This window comes from Propionivibrio sp. (assembly GCF_041441355.1).
GTDB lineage: Bacteria > Pseudomonadota > Gammaproteobacteria > Burkholderiales > Rhodocyclaceae > Propionivibrio.
Genome location: NZ_JASDTF010000007.1, coordinates 12,364 through 30,917 on the forward strand (window position 1 = coordinate 12,364; position 18,554 = coordinate 30,917).

Consider the following 18,554-nt stretch of genomic DNA (forward strand, 5'->3'; position numbering starts at 1 on the left):
AGCCCTACGCGCCGTGAGACGCCCTTCCCGCTCCCCGCTGCCGTCAAAGCGGCGCGCCATCGTGCCGAGCGCACCGAGCGCCGACGACCTCGCCTCCTTCCGTGCGGCGGTCGCCGACGCGACCCCCTTGCCGGCGCCGAATCGCGTACTCCACGAACGGCCGAAACCCCGACCGTGGCCGCGCCAGCGGGAACTCGACGAGGCAGCGGTGATCGCCGAAGTCCTGCATGCCGAACTCTCGATCGACGACCTGCTCGCCATCGACACCGCGGACTCCTTCCTGCGCACCGGGTTGCCGCGCACCGTGCTGCGCGACCTGCGCCGCGGCCGCTGGTCGATCCAGGCACACACCGACCTGCACGGCCTCAACCGGCACGAGGCGCACGAAGAAATCAATCGTTTCCTGGCCGAGGCCAGGCACCACGACAAGCGTTGCGTGCGCATCGTGCATGGGCGCGGACTCGGCTCGCCCGGCCGCACCGGTGTCCTGCGCCAACTCACCAAGAGCTGGCTGGCTCGCCGCCGCGACGTACTGGCCTTCTGCCACGCGCCGGCCTGCGACGGGGGCGAAGGCGCTCTGTGGGTGCTGCTCAAAGCCGGCGATTAAAGCCCCTTAGCGCCGACAACGCGAAGGCTCACCGCAGCAGGAAAAACACCGGAAGGCCCCCTCCGCCCCCGCCTTGCCTCGCGCCGGCTCGCGAGACAACGCGCCGAGGCAGGATCGACGCCTTCAGCCTCGAGCGACCGAGAGCTTTTCCCCGACCCAGTCGCCGCTCGCCGGCTGATGGCCGCGCAAAGCCGCGAGCAGCCGAGAGGCGTCGTCATCGACATAAAACAGCGCCTCGTGTTTCGGCCGCACGAAGCCTTCGGCAACCATGTGTCCGACCAGGGTACGCAGAGGGTCGAAGAAGCCACGCACGTTGAAGAGCCCGATCGGTTTGGCATGCAGGTGCAACTGCGCCCAGGTCAGGATCTCGAACAGCTCATCGAGCGTACCAAAACCGCCAGGCAACGCCACAAAGGCATCGGCCCGTTCGGCCATCAACGCTTTGCGTTCGTGCATCGTGCGCACGACATGCAGTTCGGTCGTTTCCGCGTGCGCCAACTCGCGCTCAACCATGAAGTCCGGGATCACCCCGAAAGTGCGCCCGCCGGCAGCGATCGCGGCATCGGCGACTTCGCCCATCAGACCGACGTTTCCCGCCCCCCAAACCAGTTCGATCCCTTCATCCGCCAAGCGGGCTCCGAAGGCGCGGGCAGCCTCGCGATAGGCCGGATGCAGCCCGGCCGAAGCCCCGCAAAAAACGCACACCGATTTCATTTACCTCACTCCACGTCAAGCACCGCCTCGCCCGAAAAGCAAAACGGCCCGCACTCCGGCGGGCCGTCAAAATCTCTCCGAAGCACTCAGACCGCAGCTTCGCCGGTTTCACCGGTACGAATGCGGATCACCTGCTCAACTGCGGTGACGAAAATCTTGCCGTCGCCGATCTTGCCGGTATGCGCCGCCTTGAGGATCGAGTCGATGGCGGTTTCGACCGCATCGTCGGGAACCACGATCTCGATCTTCACCTTGGGCAGGAAATCGACAACGTATTCGGCGCCGCGATAAAGCTCGGTATGCCCCTTCTGGCGACCGAAGCCCTTGACCTCGGTCACGGTCAGCCCGGAAACGCCAATCTCGGAGAGCGCCTCGCGCACTTCGTCGAGCTTGAACGGTTTGATGACGGCTTCAATTTTCTTCATGGTCCAGACTCCGGAAAATTCCCCGAGATGTTAGCAGAGTTCGCAGCAACACCGCCGCTCAGAACGGGTCGGCGTAGCGGTTGGTGATCGGATAGCGCCAATCCTTGCCAAAGCCCCGCGGCGTGACGCGGATGCCGACCGGCGCCTGACGGCGCTTGTATTCGCTGATACGCAGAAGGCGCACCACGCGTCGCACGTCGGCCTCGGCATAGCCTTTGGCGACGATTTCGCGCGGCGACAGGTCCTGCTCCATGCACGCCTCGACGATTGCGTCGAGCACTTCGTAGGGCGGCAGGCTGTCCTGGTCGGTCTGCCCGGGCTTGAGTTCGGCCGAGGGCGCACGGGTGATGATGCGTTCGGGGATCACCGGCGAGATGCCGTTGCGCCAGTTCGACAGCCGATACACCAGAGTCTTGGCGATGTCCTTGATCACCGCAAAACCGCCGGCCATGTCGCCGTAGAGCGTGCAGTAGCCAACCGCGATCTCGGACTTGTTGCCGGTGGTCAGCACCAGCGCACCGCTCTTGTTCGACAGCGCCATGAGCAGCATGCCGCGGATGCGCGCCTGCAGGTTCTCCTCAGTGGTGTCGGCCGGCAAGCCGGCGAACTCTTTTTCCAGCAAGGCGGCGAAAGTGTTCATCGCCGGCTCGATGGGAATTTCGTCGTAACGCACGCCGAGTCGCCCGGCCATATCGCGCGCGTCGTCGAGGCTGATCTGCGCGGTATAAGGCGAAGGCATCATCACTGCCCGCACCTTGTCGGCCCCTAACGCATCGACCGCGATGCACAGGGTCAAGGCCGAATCGATGCCGCCCGAAAGGCCGATGATCGCGCCAGGGAAACCATTTTTGCCCAGGTAGTCGCGCACGCCGAGCACCAGCGCCTGATAGACCTCGGCCTCCGGGGCCTGCACGGGCGCCACGAGCGCCGGCTGCAGATCGCCGCGCGTAAACTCGATGATCTCGAGTGCCTCCTCGAAACTCGGCAACAGGCAACGCAGTTCGCCTTGCGCACCAAGCGCGAAAGACGAACCGTCGAACACCAGTTCATCTTGGCCGCCGACTAGGTTGGCATAGACCGCCGGGATCTGCGTCGCGGCCACCCGCTCGCGCAGGACCTGCGCGCGCCGGGCCTGCTTGCCGAGGTGATAGGGCGAAGCGTTGAGCACCAGCATCAGCTCGGCGCCCAAGCCGCGCGCACGCTCAACGGCGCCGCGCTCCCAGATGTCGGCACAAATATTGATGCCGCAACGAAAGCCGTTGAGATTCACCACGCAGGAGGCTTCGCCGGGCGTGAAGTAGCGCGCCTCGTCGAAGACCTCGTAGTTGGGCAGACGCTGCTTGCAGTAGGTCGCGACCCGCTTGCCGTCACGCAGCAGCGTAGCGGCGTTGTAGAGATGGCCGTCGCGCTGCAAGGGGTGCCCGACCAGCACGGCAATCCCGGGGACGGCGGCAGCCAGGGCATCGATCTCGCGCGCACAGGCGGCGTGAAAATCAGCACGCAACAGCAAATCCTCGGGCGGATAGCCGCACAAGGCAAGTTCGGGGGTCAGCACCAAGTCGGCGCCGAGCACCTCGGCGCGACGAGCAAAATCGAGGATGTGGGCGGCATTGCCGGCGAGGTCGCCGACCGTGGCATTGATCTGGGCAATGGCGATTTTCAGGGACATGATCTGCTCGCGGGTTCGGAAGAACGGCTGTATCCGCCGTTAGAGCGGCCAGGCGGCCAGAAATTCGTGCCAGTGTGGCTTGTCCAAGCGGGCCAGTTCACCGCGCACAAATTCGATTTCCTGGGTGTATTCGGCGCGCGAAAGCTCGCCGCGCATGAGACGGAAACGCAGTGAGACAAGGTAGGTGTTCATGACATCGGTTTCACAATAATCGCGAATCCCGGCGATCTCGCCAGCCTGCCAGCCGTCCCACACCTTGCCGCCATCCATCCCGAGCTTGCCCGGAAAACCAGCCAGTTTGGCCAGGTCGTCGAGCGGCGCGTTGGCACGCGGCTGGTAAAGCGCCATCAGGTCCATCAGGTCGAGGTGGCGGGTGTGGTAGCGGCTGATGTAGTTGTTCCACTTGAAGTCGCGGCTGTCGGCGTAGTCACCGTCGCCGAGGTCCCAGTAGCGCGGTGCGGTCACGCCGTGGATCAGCCCGCGGTAATGCAGCACCGGCAGGTCGAAACCACCGCCGTTCCAGGAAACGAGCTGCGGGGTGAATTTCTCGATGCCGTCGAAGAAGCGCTGGATGATCTCGCCTTCGCCGAACTCCGGCTCGCACAGGGAAAAGACCCGCAAATCCTTGCCGGCACGTAGGGCGCAGGAAATCACCACGATGCGCTGCAGGTGATGCTGCAGGAAGTCGCTGCCGTTCTGGGCACGGCGCTGCTGGAAAGCCATCTCGGCGACTTCGCTGTCGGAAAGCGTGGCGTCGATGCCGTGCAGCCGGCGCAGGCCGGGCACGTCGGGGATGGTCTCGATGTCGAAGACGAGGACGGGAGTCATGGAAATACAGCGGTACCCGTAAGGCGAGATGGCGCCGATCGCGACAAAAGAGCGTTCATCGGGTTCGCCATGGTACCGGGCGCAGGATAAGTGAAAGAATCAGGCAGGAAAGACGCCGGTCGAGAGGTAGCGGTCGCCGCGGTCGCAAACGATGGTCACGATCGTCGCGTTCTCGACTTCAGCCGCCAGGCGCAAAGCCACGGCCAGCGCACCGCCCGAGGAGATGCCGGCAAAAATGCCTTCTTCCCGGGCCAGGCGCCGGGTCATCTCCTCGGCTTCCTGCTGACTCACGTATTCGAGCCGGTCGACGCATTCGGCCTGATAGATTTTCGGCAGGTAGGCCTCGGGCCACTTGCGGATGCCCGGAATCTGCGAGCCCGCTTCGGGCTGACAACCGACGATGCAGAGCGCAGGATTCTGGGCCTTGAGGTAACGCGAAGTGCCCATGATCGTGCCGGTGGTGCCCATGCTGGAAACAAAGTGCGTCACCCGCCCTTCGGTCTCGCGCCAGATCTCCGGTCCGGTGCCCGAAAAATGCGCCAGCGGATTGTCGGGGTTGGCGAACTGGTCGAGGATCACCCCCTTGCCGGCCTCGCGCATCTTCTCTGCCACATCGCGTGCCAACTCCATGCCCCCGTCCTGAGGGGTAAGGATCAGTTCCGCACCGTAGGCGCGCATCGTCTGGCGCCGCTCGATGCTTTGGTTCTCGGGCATAACGAGAATCATGCGGTAGCCACGGATCGCGGCAGCCATCGCCAGGGCGATGCCGGTGTTGCCCGAGGTCGCCTCGATCAGCGTGTCACCGGGGCGGATTTCGCCGCGCGCTTCGGCATTGCGGATCATCGACAGTGCCGGCCGATCCTTCACCGAACCGGCGGGGTTGTTGCCTTCAAGCTTGGCCAGCACGACATTCCCGCGCGCTTCGACCGCGCGGCCCGGAAGGCGCTGCAGGCGCACCAGCGGCGTACCGCCGACGTAATCTTCGAGTGTCTTATACACGTTGGTTCAGCCACTGCACGTACTGGCCGACGCCCTGCTCGACGTCCAGGAAAGGCGCGTCGTAACCGGCCGCGCGCAGCTTCGTGAGGTCGGCCTGGGTGAAGCTCTGGTACTTGCCTTTGAGCGCCTCGGGGAAGGGGATGTACTCGATGATGCCCTGCCGAACCAGTTCGTCGAGCGCCAGCGGTGGCAGACCTTTGAGCCCCCGCCCGGCGTTGGCGTTGGCCACCGCCAGCTCGTTGAAGCTCTGCGCCCGCCCGGTTCCGAGGTTGAAGATGCCGGATTTTTCAGGGTGATCGAGGAAGTAGAGATTGACCTTGGCGACATCGCCCACGTAAACGAAGTCGCGCTTCTGTTCGCCGTTGCCGTAGCCATCGCAGCCCTCGAAGAGCTTGACCTTGCCGGCGTCCCGGAATTGGTTGAAGTGGTGGAAGGCCACCGAGGCCATCCGGCCCTTGTGCGACTCGCGCGGCCCGTACACGTTGAAGTAACGGAAGCCAACGACCTGCGAACCGGCTTCGGGCAACCGCTGACGAACGATTTGGTCGAAGAGGAACTTCGAATAGCCATAGACGTTGAGCGGCGCTTCGCATTCGCGCGACTCGACGAAACGATCGCCACCGCCGTACGTCGCCGCGCTCGAGGCGTAAAGGAATTGCACGCCCTGCTCAAGACACCAGTCGAGCATGCCGACGGAGTAACGGTAGTTGTTCTCCATCATGTAGTGGCCGTCGGTCTCCATCGTGTCGGAGCAGGCGCCTTGATGGAAGATCGCCGCCACATCGCCGTCGAAACAGCCGGTCAGCAGACGCTCGATGAAGTCTTCCTTGTCGAGGTAATCGGCGATTTCGCAATCGACGAGGTTCTTGAACTTGTCCGCGCGCGCGAGGTTGTCGACGGCGATGATGCGGGTGATGCCGCGCTCGTTGAGCGCCTTGACGAGGTTGGCGCCGATGAAGCCCGCGGCCCCGGTAACGATGTAATACATGGACGGTTTCTCCTGTCGCGTTTAAGTCGCCGGTTTCGGCGTGCGGGTCTCGCCCCGCACCGACGGCATTGCCATGCCGAAAACACTGGCGCTCATGTCTGGTCTGTTCTGTCCGAACCCTCTTCCCGCCCTGACGCTCAATCGCGCTCGGCAAGAACGGCGTTGATTTCGTCGCGCGTGGCGACGGCCGTACCGAGCTTGCCGACCACGACACCCGCAGCGACGTTGGCGACGTGGATGGCCTGCGCCCAATCTACACCATGCGCAAGCATCACGGCCAGCGTAGCGATCACCGTGTCGCCGGCACCGGAAACGTCGTACACCTCGCGCGCGACCGTCTGCTCGTGCAGGCGCCCAGCCGAGGAGAAGAGGGTCATTCCCTCTTCGCTGCGGGTCACCAGCAGGGCCTCCAGGGCCAGTTTGCGGCGCAGTTCGTGCGCGCGTTGCTCGAGGTCGTCCTCGCCCTTCCACTTCCCGACCACCTCGCGCATTTCGGAGCGGTTGGGGGTAATCACCGTCGCCCCGGCATAGGCCGAGTAATCATCGCCCTTCGGGTCGACCAGCACGATCTTGTCGGCGGCACGCGCCAGCGCGATCATCTCGGCGATGTGGGTCAGCCCGCCTTTGCCGTAATCGGAAAACACGACCGCATCGCAGTCCTTGAGCCGCGCGGTGAATTCGGCCAACTTGGCGCGCAAGGCCTCGTGCGAAGGCATGGTTTCGAAGTCGATGCGCAGCAATTGCTGCTGGCGGCCAATGACCCGCAGCTTGACGGTGGTGTTGACCGCCGGATCGACGTGCAGGCTGGCATCCACGCCGCCCTCGGCGGCAAGGCGTTGCAGGCTGACGCCAGCCTCGTCGTCGCCGACCAGCGCCAGCAGCGAAACGCGGGCACCGAGCGCCGCGGCGTTGCGCGCCACGTTGGCCGCGCCGCCGGGACGCTCTTCGCAGCGCTCCACCTTGACCACCGGCACCGGCGCCTCGGGTGAAATGCGCGACACGTCGCCGAACCAGTAACGGTCGAGCATCACGTCGCCGACGATAAGCAGGCGGACGCCGAAAAGATCTCCGAGTTGCATTGCTGTTTCCATGTATTGTCGTTATCGCCTGCGCTCAGGGCGTCAGGTCGAATTCTTCGGTGCGCTTAGGCGAGTACGTCTCCCAACCGCCACAGGCCGGACAACGCCAGTAGAACTGGCGCGCCTTGAAGCCGCAATTATCGCACCGGTAACGTGCCAGGCGGCGCGTATAGCCTTGCACGATGCTCTTGGCGAGTTCAAGGTCACCCCGCGCTTCGGGCGGCGCAATCAGCAAGCGCGCTTCGATCAATTTGTCGAAGCCGAGCAGCGTCGGGTTGCGCTTGAGTTCGTCGCGCACCAGCGCATACGCGGCGTCCACGCCCTCGCTTTCGAGCACCAACTGGAAGACCACATCGAGCAGGTCAAGCGAAGGGTAGCGCTCAAGATAGCCACGCAACAGGAGCAGCCCCGCATCGCGACGATCCTGCTTGCGGAAGGCCTCAAGCAAACGCTGTGCGACCAGCGCCAAGTAGGCTGGATCCTGCTGTTCGATGCGCTGCCAGCTGGTAATGGCATCGTCGTAGCGTTCCTGCCCGGCGGCCATGTCGCCGAGCAGCAAACTGGCGCGCACGCACTTGCGGTTGCGCTCAAGCGCGAGGCGCAGGTACTCGGCCGCAGCCTCGGGCCGGGCGCGCATCATTTCAGTGGCAGCCAACTCGCAGTGGTACTCGGCGATTTCCTTGTGGGTCGCGATGTCGGGCAATTCCTCAGCGATCTTGATGGCCTTGGCCCAGTCTTTTTCCAGCTGGAAAATTTCCAGCAGGTTGCGTTTGGCTTCTTCGTCAAGGGCCGTGCCGCGCAGTTTGGTGTAGACCTCCTCTGCACGGTCGAGCAGACCGGCTTTGAGGTAGTCCTGACCCAGCTCGGCCAGCGCCTGCAGCTTGAGATCGCTGGCCAGATCATCGCGGTCGACCAGCGACTGGTGCATGCGGATGGCGCGCTCGGTTTCGCCTCGCCGCCGGAACAGGCTGCCCAGCGCGAAATGCAACTCGACCGTCTGCGGATCGACCTTCACCGCATCGACGAAGGCTTCGATGGCCCGATCGGGTTGTTCGTTGAGCAGGAAATTGAGCCCTTGGAAATAGGAACGCGGCAAACTGCGCGATTCCTTGACCAAATGGCGGATGTCGATGCGCGCCGCCGCCCAGCCGAGCACGAAAAACAGCGGGAAAAGCAGCAGCAGCCAGTATTCGAATTCGATCATTTTTTCTCGGCGTTACCCGTCTGCGCAAGCGCGGTGACCTCGTCCGGAACCAGCACTTCGACGGCCGGCACCTGCGCCTGATTGTCTTTGAGCGCGCGCCTCAAGCGCGCCACCTCGCGCCGCAGCCCGAACAAGGTCCCGAGCAGCAGCAAGGCGCCGAGCGCCACACCGCCAGCGAAAAACGCCAGCACGATCATGACCAAGGGCGCCTGCCAAGCCGCTTCGAAGAAGAAGCGGACGGTCACGAGTTCAGTGTTTTTGAGCGCAAACACCAGCAGAAAAACGAATATCGCGATCCGCAAAATCCACAGGATGACACGCACATTCTTCTCCCTGGTAACGAAAAGGGCGGCAACTCACGTTGCCGCCCGGGCTTACTTTAGCACAGCTTCTTCACTCAGACCGATTTGTGCGCGGTGTCGACGCGTTCGCGCAACTCCTTGCCGGCCTTGAAATGAGGCACCCATTTTTCGGGCACACTCACCTTGTCGCCGGACTTCGGATTGCGACCAACGCGCGGCGGCCGGTAGTTCAGCGAAAAACTGCCGAACCCGCGAATCTCGATGCGGTCGCCCTTTGCCAAGGCATCGGACATCGCATCGAGAATCATCTTGACCGCAAAATCGGCATCCTTCGCGACCAGCTGCGGGAAACGCTCGGCCAGTCGCGCGATCAGATCTGATTTGGTCATGCTCTAACCTTATTGCGAGCTGTTCAGCTTGGCCTTCAGCAGCGCTCCAAGGTTAGTCGTACCCGAACTGACGTTGCTTTCAGCAGCGAACTTCTGCATGGCTTCGTTCTGTTCGGCTTGATCCTTGGCCTTGATCGACAGGTTGATCGAACGCGACTTGCGGTCGATGTTGATGATCATGGCTTCGATCGCGTCGCCTTCCTTGTACACCTTGGTCAGGTCGTCGATGCGCTCGCGCGAGACTTCGGAAGCACGCAGGTAGCCTTCCATGTCGCCGTCGAGGGTCACCACTGCGCCACGAGCATCCACCGACTTGACGGTGCCCTTGACGATGGCGTTCTTCTCGTGCGTGGCGATGAAGTTGGCATAGGGGTCGCCATCCAGCTGCTTGATGCCCAGCGAGATGCGCTCCTTCTCGGTGTCGATGGCCAGAACCACGGCTTCGACTTCGTCGCCCTTCTTGAAGTTGCGGATGGCTTCCTCGCCCGCCACCGACCACGACAGGTCGGAGAGGTGCACGAGGCCGTCAATGCCGCCCGGCAGGCCGATGAACACGCCGAAGTCGGTGATCGACTTGATCGCGCCGCGGACCTTGTCGCCCTTCTTGTGGTTCATGGCGAAGTCGTCCCACGGATTGGCCGCGCACTGCTTCATGCCCAGCGAGATGCGGCGACGCTCTTCGTCGATCTCGAGGATCATGACTTCGACTTCGTCGCCGAGCTGGACGACCTTCGACGGATGAACGTTCTTGTTCGTCCAGTCCATTTCCGAAACGTGCACCAGGCCTTCGATGCCCTGCTCGATTTCGACGAAAGCGCCGTAGTCGGTCAGATTGGTGACCTTACCGAACAGACGGGTGCTCTGCGGGTAGCGGCGAGCGATGCCGACCCACGGATCTTCGCCGAGCTGCTTGAGGCCGAGCGAAACGCGGTTCTTGTCCTGGTCGAACTTGAGGATCTTGGCTTGGACTTCGTCGCCGACCGCCAGCACTTCCGACGGATGACGAACGCGGCGCCAGGCCAGGTCGGTGATGTGCAGCAGACCGTCGATGCCACCGAGGTCGACGAATGCGCCGTAGTCGGTGATGTTCTTGACGACGCCCTTGACCACGCTGCCTTCCTTGAGGTTGGCGAGCAGCGCTTCGCGCTCTTCACCGGCGCTGGCTTCGAGCACGGCACGACGCGAGACGACAACGTTGTTGCGCTTGCGGTCGAGCTTGATGACTTTGAATTCGAAGGTCTTGCCTTCGTACGGCGTGGTGTCCTTGACCGGACGCATATCGACCAGCGAGCCGGGCAGGAAGGCGCGCACGCCGTTGGCCATGACGGTCAGACCACCCTTGACCTTGCCGGTGATCGTGCCGGTAACCAGGGAGCCGTCGTTGAGCGCGTTCTCCAGGTAGTTCCAGGCCGCGACACGCTTGGCGCGTTCGCGCGAGAGGCGGGTTTCGCCGAAGCCGTTCTCAAGCTGTTCGATGGCGACCTGGACAAAATCACCGACCTGGACTTCGAGGTCGCCCTGGTCGTTGAGGAATTCGTCACGATCGATGTAGCTTTCGGACTTCAGGCCGGCATTGACGACCACGAAATTCTGGTCGATGCGCACGATCTCGGCGGTGATGACCTCGCCTTGGCGCATTTCCTGGCGCGTGAGGCTGGCTTCGAAGAGATCGGCAAAGCTTTCTTGCATGTTGGTTGACATAGGGAGTACCTAACCGCATGACTGCGGGAAACGTTGATTAACGCTGCCCGCCGGGCTTCAATCCAGGCGGAAGAAAAAAACCGCCCGCCCGCCCCGAGGGACGGCGGATCGAATCATCGGCGGACAACACCCGGATGACCGGCAAATGCCAGACCATCCATCAGCGAGGACGTCGAGCGTTCCAGGCCAGCACCTGCTCCACCGCCTGGGCAATGGTCAAAGCTGACGTCTCGAGAAGCTCGGCATCTTCGTTTTGCTGCAAAGGCGCCACGCTGCGCTGACTGTCGCGCTCGTCGCGCGCGCGCAAATCCAGCAAAATAGCCGTGATGTTAGCAGCGATTCCTTTTTCGATCAACTGCTTATACCGCCTCTCCGCCCGCACCTCGACGCTCGCCGTCAAAAACACCTTGCAGCGTGCGTCGGGAAAAACCACCGAGGCCATGTCACGCCCATCGGCCACCAACCCGGGAGCGCGACGGAACGCCCGCTGCCGAAACAACAGCGCCGTGCGCACCGCAGGCAAGGCCGCGACCTTCGAGGCCCCGAGCGAGATTTCCTCGCGACGGATGGCGTCGTCCACCTCTTCGCCCGCGAGGCGAATCGTGCCCTCGCCGAATTCGACATCCAGCGCCCCGGCGATGCGCGCCACGGCCACTTCGTCATCCCAGGCAACGCCAGCCCGTTCCGCCGCCAAGGCGGTCAGCCGGTACAAGGCGCCGGAATCGAGGTAATGCCAGCCGAGCGCCGCAGCGACACGCGCCGCAACCGTCCCTTTGCCCGATGCAGAAGGCCCGTCGATGGCAATCACCGGCACCGCCTCGCTGACCTCGGCAAAGCGGGCAAAGTAATCAGGGAAAGTCTTGGCCACGCAGCCGGGATCGTTAATGCGCACCGCTCCGGCAAAGGCCGCGAGCGAAAAGCACATGGCGACGCGATGATCGTCGTAGGTGTCGATCCCTGCCGCGGGCGCAGCAAAAGCCGTCGGCGGTGTGACACGGATGAAGTCAGCCCCTTCCTCCACCGTTGCTCCGAGCTTGCGCAGCTCGCAGGCCATCGCCGCGATGCGATCGGTTTCCTTGACCCGCCAACTGGCGATGTTGCGCAAGGTGGTCGTGCCTTCGGCAAACAGGGCTGCAGTTGCCAGCGTCATCGCCGCATCGGGAATGTGGTTGCAGTCGAGATCGACCGCTTTGAGGCGCCGCCCTTCTGGCGCCGCCGCTTCGATCCAGTCCGGCCCGAGCGTCAGATGCGCCCCCATGGCCGCCAGCGCATCGGCAAAGCACACGTCGCCCTGCAGCGAGTCGCGACCGACGCCTTCGACACGCAACGGTCCGCCGCCCAGCGCGCCAAGGGCCAGAAAATACGAGGCTGACGAGGCATCGCCCTCGACCGCATAGACGCCCGGCGACCGGTACACCGCGCCGGCCGGCACATGAAAGCGCTGCCCCCCTTCGCGCTCGACGATCACGCCGAAACGGGCCATTGCGCCCAGCGTGATCTCGATGTACGGGCGCGAGATCAACTCTCCGACAACCTCGACGGTGGTCGCCACGCCGGTCAGCGGCAAGGCGATCAGGAGACCGGTGAGGAACTGACTGGAGACATCGCCGCGCACTTGAACCACACTGCCAGAACGCAGCACGCCCGGACGCAGACGCAAGGGCGGAAAACCTTCGTTGCCGAGGTAGTCGATTTCGGCTCCAACCTGACGCAAGGCGTCGACGAGATCGCCAATGGGCCGCTCGTGCATGCGCGGCACCCCACTCAAGCGATAGTCGCCGCCCGAGAGGGCGAGAACGGCAGTCAAGGAACGAAACGCCGTCCCGGCGTTACCGAGGAACAACTCCCCCTGCTTGACCTTAGGGACGCCCCCCAGGCCACGCACCCGAACCACACCCGGCGTCGAACGATCAACGCCGACACCCAGCGCCTGCAAGGCATCGAGCATGCGCGCCGTGTCGTCGGAAACGAGAACGTCGCGCAGCTCGGTCTCGCCCGCGGCGAGCGCGGCGAGCAACAGCACGCGATTGGAAATGCTCTTTGAACCTGGCAGGCGCACCGTACCACGCGCCGAGAGCAGCGCCGGCAGGTCAATGAAAGGAAGGTGTTCGGAAGCAGTCATTTTCATTTACTTGAGTTTTCCGTCGGCCCAGGCGCGGCGGGCCTGCCGCGCCACGCTGAAGGTTTCTTCCAGCGCCGTACCGTCGGAGCGCGCCAGCGCGGCACGCAGATCGTCGAGCTGGGCGCGATAACGGTCGAGTTCTTCGAGCAAGGCCGTACGATTGGCCAGACAGATGTCGCGCCACATCTCCGGGTGACTGGCGGCAATGCGGGTGAAGTCGCGAAACCCGCTCGCGGCGAACGTAAAAAACTGTTCGCTGCTATCCCGCACCGCGAGGTCATGCACCAGCGCGAACGACAGGAGGTGCGGCAGATGGCTCACCGCCGCGAAGACGCGGTCATGCTCGTCCGGCTGCAATTCATGCACCTGGGCACCGCACCATTCCCAGGCCGAACGCACCCGCGCCACGTCGAGTATCCGATTCTCGGGCAACGGCGTCAGCACGACTTTTTTCTCACGGTACAGGTCGGCGCGCGCCGCGGCTGCACCACTGTTCTCGGCGCCGGCGATCGGGTGCGCGGGAACAAAACAGGCGACCTTGTCGCCGAAATGCTCGCGCGCCGCAGCCACCACGTCGCACTTGGTGCTGCCGCCGTCGGTGACCAGCGTCTGCGCTCCCAGATAAGGGGCGATGCGGGCCATGATCTCAGGCATTTGCCCGACCGGCGTCGCTAGAAGGACAAGGTCCGCCTCGACGACTTCCTGACAGGGATTGGCGCCGACACGGTCGATGATGCCCAGATCCAGCGCCTGGGTCAGCGAACCCAGGCTACGCCCGAAGCCGACGACCTCCTCGACCTGACCGGCCGCCTTGAGCCCCAACGCAAACGAACCGCCGATCAGCCCGACGCCAAAAATGACGACTTTGCCGAATTCGGGCGTCACGGCATCGGCCCCGCCCGTCACAATGCGCGTTCCAGCGCCTCTGCGAAGCGCGTGTTTTCGCCCTCGCGGCCGATCGTCACGCGCAGCCACTCGGGCATGCCGTAGCCACCGATCGGACGCACGATGACCCCTTGTTCGAGCAGTTTTCGATTCACTGTCGCCGCATCGCCGGCCTTGAAGGTGACGAAATTGCCATGCGACGGGATGTGCGACAGACCAAAACGCTTCAAGGTTGCGACAATTTGCTCCATGCCAGCACGGTTAAGGGCATAGCTCTGCGCCACGAACGCGTGGTCGTCGAGCGCCGCCACCGCAGCGGCCAAGGCCAGATTGTTGCAGTTGAACGGCTGACGGACGCGGTTCATCAGATCGGAAATATCGGCGGAAGCCAGCGCATAACCGATGCGCAGGCCGGCCAGACCATAAATTTTGGAGAAGGTCCGGGTCAGGACAAGGTTGGGGAAGTCGGCCAACCAGGCGGCCGTATCGACGCGCTCGGCCGGCGGGATGTATTCGTTGTACGCCTCGTCGAGCACGACCACCACGTCCTGCGGCACGCGTTGCAGAAAGGCCTTGAGCTGCGGATAGGGCAGGAAAGTGCCGGTCGGATTATTTGGGTTGGCGAGCCACACGACGCGCGTATCGGGACGGATCGCGGCGCACATGGCCTCGAGATCATGGCCGAAATCCTTGGCGGGAACGGCGATCGGCTCACCGCCGGCCGACAGTGTCGCCAGCGGATAGACGGCGAAGGCGTGCTGCGAGAAGACCGCAGAGCGCCCGGGCGCCAGAAAAACACGCGCCAGGATATCGAGCACGTCGTTCGAGCCGTTGCCGAGCACGATGCGCTCCATGCCCAGACCGGTGTGTTGCGCCAGCGCATGCTTGAGCTCGAAGTCGTCCGGATAACGCTCCAGCGAGTTCAACGCCTGCTCCAGCGCGGCGCGCGCCTTCGGACTCATGCCGAGCGGATTTTCGTTGGAGGCCAGCTTGACGATACGCTCGACCGGAAGCCCCATCTCGCGGGCCAGTTGGGTGATCGGCTTGCCCGGCTGGTAAGGCGTGATGGCGCGCACATAAGGCATGCCAAAGTCACAAAGACTCATGTTCGGTTCTCGCTGAAGGTGGGTGGATACGATCAGTAAACGGTCTGCGGGTACGAGCCCAGCACCTTGAGGTAAGCGGCACGCCGCTCGAGTTCAGCCAAGGCGGCGGCCACTTTTTCGTCCTCGCGATGCCCTTCGATATCGACGAAGAAAACGTACTCCCACAGCGTATGGCGTGCAGGACGCGATTCGAGGCGGGTCATCGACACGCCGCCTTCCGAGATCGGCGCCAGCAAGCCGGCCAGCGCCCCCGTACGGTTGTGCGCCGACATGATCAGCGAGGTCTTGTCACGCCCCGACGGACCGGTGTCCTGCCGCCCGAGCACAACGAAACGCGTGGTGTTGTTCGGCTCGTCCTCGATGTTCGCCGCGAGCACCGGCAACTGGTAACGCTCGGCAGCGGCTTCACCGGCAATCGCCGCCGCCCCAGGCTCGCCCGCCGCGGCCTGCGCGGCCTGGGCATTGCTGCCCATGGGAATGCGTTGAGCATTGGGCAGGACGCGATTGAGCCATTCGTGACATTGGGCCAGCGACTGGGCGTGTGAATACACTTTGGTGATCGTGTCGAGCGCAGCACCCTTCGACAGCAGGTGCTGGTGAATGCGCAACACCACTTCGCCACAGATCTTGAGCGGCGTGGTCATCAGCAGATCGAGCGTGCGCCCGATCGCGCCTTCGGTCGAATTCTCGATCGGCACCACAGCATAATCGGCATGTCCGGCCTCGACTTCGCGGAACACGTCGTCGATCGACTGCTGCGGCACCAAGTGAGCGGCATGGCCGAAATGCTTGGTCGCGGCGCTTTCGGAAAACGTCCCGAGCGGCCCGAGGAAGGCGATCGCCAGCGGCCGCTCCAGCGACAGGCAGGCCGACATCACCTCGCGGAAGAACCAGGTCACGCTCTCGTTCGAAAGCGGCCCGGGGTTGATCGACTGCAAACGGCGCAAGACCTGTGCCTCGCGTTCCGGACGATAAATGAAACCGGCTTCGCCATGCCTGGCCTTGATCTCGCCGACACGCTGCGCACAGCGCGCACGACGATTGAGCAGCTCGACGAGCTGAGCGTCGATGTCGTCGATCTCGGCCCGCACCGGTTGCAGGCTACCCTTCAAATCCTCGCTCATCGTCCGCTCCGCTTTCAGGCTTCGCCCGACGGCGCTTCGCCCTCGCCACCCGCGTCCGCCGCGTGCTCGTCGCCAAGCTCCAAATCACTCTCGCCGTCGCTGTCGTCTTCGCTCTCAACCACCTTCTCCATGCCGGCCAGCTTTTCCCCGGCATCGAGCGAAATCAACGTCACGCCCTGGGTCGCACGCCCAAGTTCGCGGATCTCGCGCACCCGGGTTCGGATCAACACCCCACCGGTGGTGATCAGCATGACTTCATCTTCATCGGTGACGAGGCGCGCCGCCACGACCTTGCCGTTGCGTTCGCTGGCAGCGATGGCGATGACGCCCTGGGTGCCACGACCGGAGTGACGGAAGTCGGCGAGCACGGTTCGCTTGCCGTAACCGTTCTCAGTGGCCACCAGCACGGTCTGCTGATGGTCGTCGGCGACGAGCAGCGACAACACCTGCTGCCCTTCGCCGAGCTTCATGCCACGCACACCACGCGCTGTACGGCCCATGCCGCGCACGTCTTCCTCGTCGAACCACACGGCTTTTCCAGCATCGGAAACCAGCACGATGTCCTGCGTTCCATTGGTGATCTCGGCGCCGATCAGGTAGTCGCCCTCATCAAGCGCTACCGCGATGATTCCAGCTTTGCGCGGATTGGAGAAGTCGGACAGCGGCGTTTTCTTCACTGTGCCTTGCGCGGTGCACATGAAGATGAAGCGGTCTTCGACGAACTCCTTGACCGAGAGAATGGCGTTGACCTTCTCACCCTCCTCGAGCGGGAACATGTTGACGATGGGCTTGCCGCGACTGCTGCGCGAGCCCTGCGGCACTTCGTAGACCTTGAGCCAATAGACGCGACCGCGGTTCGAGAAGCACAGGATGTAGTCGTGCGTATTGGCGACAAAGAGGTGATCGACAAAATCGTCATCCTTGATCGCCGCGGCCTGCTTGCCGCGCCCGCCACGCCGCTGCGCGCGGTAGTCGGTCAGCGGTTGGGCCTTGATGTAGCCGCTATGCGAGAGCGTCACCACCATGTCCTGCGGCGCGATGAAGTCCTCGATGCCCAGATCCTGGGTGTGGAGTTCGATCTCCGAACGACGCTTGTCGCCGAACTGGGCGCGAATGGCTTCGAGTTCCTCGCAGATGATCTCGCTGATCCGTTCCGGTCGGGCGAGGATGTCCATCAGGTCGGCAATCTTCTCCAGCAACTCGGCGAAGTCGGCGACGATCTTGTCGCGCTCAAGGCCGGTCAGGCGCTGCAGGCGCAGTTCGAGGATCGCCTGCGCCTGCGCCTCGGAGAGCAGGTAGCCATTACGCGACAGGCCATACTCCATGCCCAGCCCTTCCGGACGCGTCGCATCGAGCGTTGCGCGCTGCAGCATCTGGGCCACCGTGGCCGAAGTCCACAGCTTGCCCATCAGCCCACGCCGCGCATCGGCCGGCGTCGGCGAGGCTTTGATCAGGGCGATGATTTCGTCGACATTGTCGAGCGCCACCGCCAAACCTTCTTGAATGTGCGCCCGCTCGCGCGCCTTGCGCAGTTCGTACACCGTGCGCCGGGTAATGACCTCGCGCCGGTGCGAGAGGAAGCACTCGAGCATCTGCTTCAGGTTGAGTAGGCGCGGCTGACCGTCGACCAGCGCCACCATGTTCATGCCGAAGGTGTCTTGCAACTGCGTCTGCTTATACAGGCAGTTGAGGACGACCTCGGGCATCTCGCCGCGCTTCAACTCGATGACCACGCGCATGCCGGACTTGTCCGACTCGTCGCGCAGGTCGGAAATGCCCTCGATGCGCTTCTCGTTAACAAGCTCGCTGATTTTCTCGAGCAGCGTACGCTTGTTAACCTGATAGGGCAGTTCGTCAACGATGATCGCCTGTCGGTCGGCGCTACCCTTGATCGGCTCAAAGTGCGTCTTGGCACGCATCACCACGCGCCCGCGGCCGGTACGGTACCCCTCATGCACACCACTGACGCCGTAAATGATCCCGGCGGTCGGGAAATCCGGTGCGGGAACAATCTCGATCAGCTCATCGACGCTCATCTCCGGGTGACGCACCAGCGCCAGACAGGCATCGACAACTTCGTTCAGGTTGTGCGGCGGGATGTTCGTCGCCATCCCGACGGCGATGCCCGACGAACCGTTGATCAGGAGGTTCGGAATACGCGCCGGCAGGATCAGCGGTTCTTGCTCGGAGCCGTCGTAGTTCGGCCCGAAATCGACGGTTTCCTTGTCGATGTCGGCCAGCAGATCGTGCCCGATGCGCGCCATGCGCACTTCGGTGTAACGCATCGCAGCGGCGTTGTCGCCATCGACCGAGCCGAAGTTACCCTGCCCATCGACCAGCATGTAGCGCAAGGAAAAATCCTGCGCCATCCGCACGATCGTGTCGTAGACCGCGATATCGCCGTGCGGATGG

The 18,554-nt window shown here is 63.5% G+C and carries 17 protein-coding genes; 1 reads left to right on the forward strand and 16 read right to left on the reverse strand.

Annotated elements, in window-relative coordinates; translation table 11 throughout:
• Positions 1-61: 61 nt before the first annotated feature.
• Positions 62-607 carry a Smr/MutS family protein gene (locus QMB55_RS02845; protein ID WP_497587149.1) on the forward strand — a complete coding sequence of 182 codons (546 nt, stop codon included), beginning with the start codon at positions 62-64 and terminating at the stop codon, positions 605-607.
• Between the two features lie 123 nt (positions 608-730).
• Here QMB55_RS02845 and QMB55_RS02850 read toward each other — a convergent pair whose 3' ends face one another.
• The 16 genes from QMB55_RS02850 to gyrA form a co-directional block, all read right to left on the reverse strand.
• Entirely contained in the window at positions 731-1,321 is a 591-nt protein-coding gene (locus QMB55_RS02850) for an LOG family protein (RefSeq protein ID WP_497587150.1), read from the reverse strand.
• An 86-nt stretch (positions 1,322-1,407) separates the two neighbouring features.
• A complete protein-coding gene (locus QMB55_RS02855) occupies positions 1,408-1,746 on the reverse strand; it encodes a P-II family nitrogen regulator (protein ID WP_497587151.1) in 339 nt (112 codons plus the stop codon).
• A 58-nt stretch (positions 1,747-1,804) separates the two neighbouring features.
• A complete protein-coding gene (locus QMB55_RS02860) occupies positions 1,805-3,415 on the reverse strand; it encodes an NAD+ synthase (protein WP_497587152.1) in 1,611 nt (536 codons plus the stop codon).
• Between the two features lie 39 nt (positions 3,416-3,454).
• A complete protein-coding gene (locus QMB55_RS02865; RefSeq protein WP_497587153.1) occupies positions 3,455-4,243 on the reverse strand; it encodes a 3'-5' exonuclease in 789 nt (262 codons plus the stop codon).
• A 99-nt stretch (positions 4,244-4,342) separates the two neighbouring features.
• On the reverse strand, positions 4,343-5,242 hold the full coding sequence (gene cysM / locus QMB55_RS02870) for a cysteine synthase CysM (RefSeq protein WP_497587154.1): 900 nt from the start codon (positions 5,240-5,242) through the stop codon (positions 4,343-4,345).
• Complete coding sequence (gene rfaD, locus QMB55_RS02875) at positions 5,235-6,230, reverse strand: ADP-glyceromanno-heptose 6-epimerase (protein ID WP_497587155.1); 996 nt, start codon at positions 6,228-6,230, stop codon at positions 5,235-5,237. The genes cysM and rfaD overlap by 8 nt, the downstream gene beginning before the upstream one ends.
• A 137-nt stretch (positions 6,231-6,367) precedes the next feature.
• Positions 6,368-7,309: a D-glycero-beta-D-manno-heptose-7-phosphate kinase gene (gene rfaE1 / locus QMB55_RS02880; RefSeq protein WP_497587156.1), complete on the reverse strand. Its 942-nt coding sequence runs from the start codon at positions 7,307-7,309 to the stop codon at positions 6,368-6,370.
• 34 nt (positions 7,310-7,343) lie between these two features.
• Positions 7,344-8,510, reverse strand: coding sequence for a lipopolysaccharide assembly protein LapB (lapB, locus tag QMB55_RS02885; protein WP_497587165.1), 1,167 nt, complete (start codon positions 8,508-8,510; stop codon positions 7,344-7,346).
• The gene (locus QMB55_RS02890) at positions 8,510-8,836 is read right to left on the reverse strand and encodes a LapA family protein (protein WP_497587157.1); all 327 of its coding nucleotides are present in this window, start codon (positions 8,834-8,836) and stop codon (positions 8,510-8,512) included. Before QMB55_RS02890 ends, lapB begins: the two co-directional genes overlap by 1 nt.
• A gap of 74 nt (positions 8,837-8,910) precedes the next feature.
• Positions 8,911-9,204 carry an integration host factor subunit beta gene (locus QMB55_RS02895; RefSeq protein ID WP_497587158.1) on the reverse strand — a complete coding sequence of 98 codons (294 nt, stop codon included), beginning with the start codon at positions 9,202-9,204 and terminating at the stop codon, positions 8,911-8,913.
• 9 nt (positions 9,205-9,213) lie between these two features.
• Positions 9,214-10,905, reverse strand: a complete 1,692-nt coding sequence (gene rpsA / locus QMB55_RS02900; protein WP_497587159.1) for a 30S ribosomal protein S1 — start codon at positions 10,903-10,905, stop codon at positions 9,214-9,216.
• Positions 10,906-11,065: 160 nt separating this feature from the next.
• Positions 11,066-13,033 carry a bifunctional 3-phosphoshikimate 1-carboxyvinyltransferase/cytidylate kinase gene (locus QMB55_RS02905; protein ID WP_497587160.1) on the reverse strand — a complete coding sequence of 656 codons (1,968 nt, stop codon included), beginning with the start codon at positions 13,031-13,033 and terminating at the stop codon, positions 11,066-11,068.
• Positions 13,034-13,912 (reverse strand): prephenate dehydrogenase, encoded by an 879-nt coding sequence (locus QMB55_RS02910; RefSeq protein WP_497587161.1) that lies wholly within the window; start codon positions 13,910-13,912, stop codon positions 13,034-13,036. It lies immediately after the preceding gene.
• Positions 13,913-13,929: 17 nt separating this feature from the next.
• Complete coding sequence (gene hisC / locus QMB55_RS02915) at positions 13,930-15,018, reverse strand: histidinol-phosphate transaminase (protein WP_497587162.1); 1,089 nt, start codon at positions 15,016-15,018, stop codon at positions 13,930-13,932.
• Positions 15,019-15,050: 32 nt separating this feature from the next.
• Positions 15,051-16,142, reverse strand: coding sequence for a prephenate dehydratase (pheA, locus tag QMB55_RS02920; RefSeq protein WP_497587163.1), 1,092 nt, complete (start codon positions 16,140-16,142; stop codon positions 15,051-15,053).
• A 14-nt stretch (positions 16,143-16,156) separates the two neighbouring features.
• Positions 16,157-18,554, reverse strand: a 2,398-nt coding sequence (gyrA, locus tag QMB55_RS02925; RefSeq protein ID WP_497587164.1) for a DNA gyrase subunit A, incomplete at its 5' end; no start/stop codon positions are given.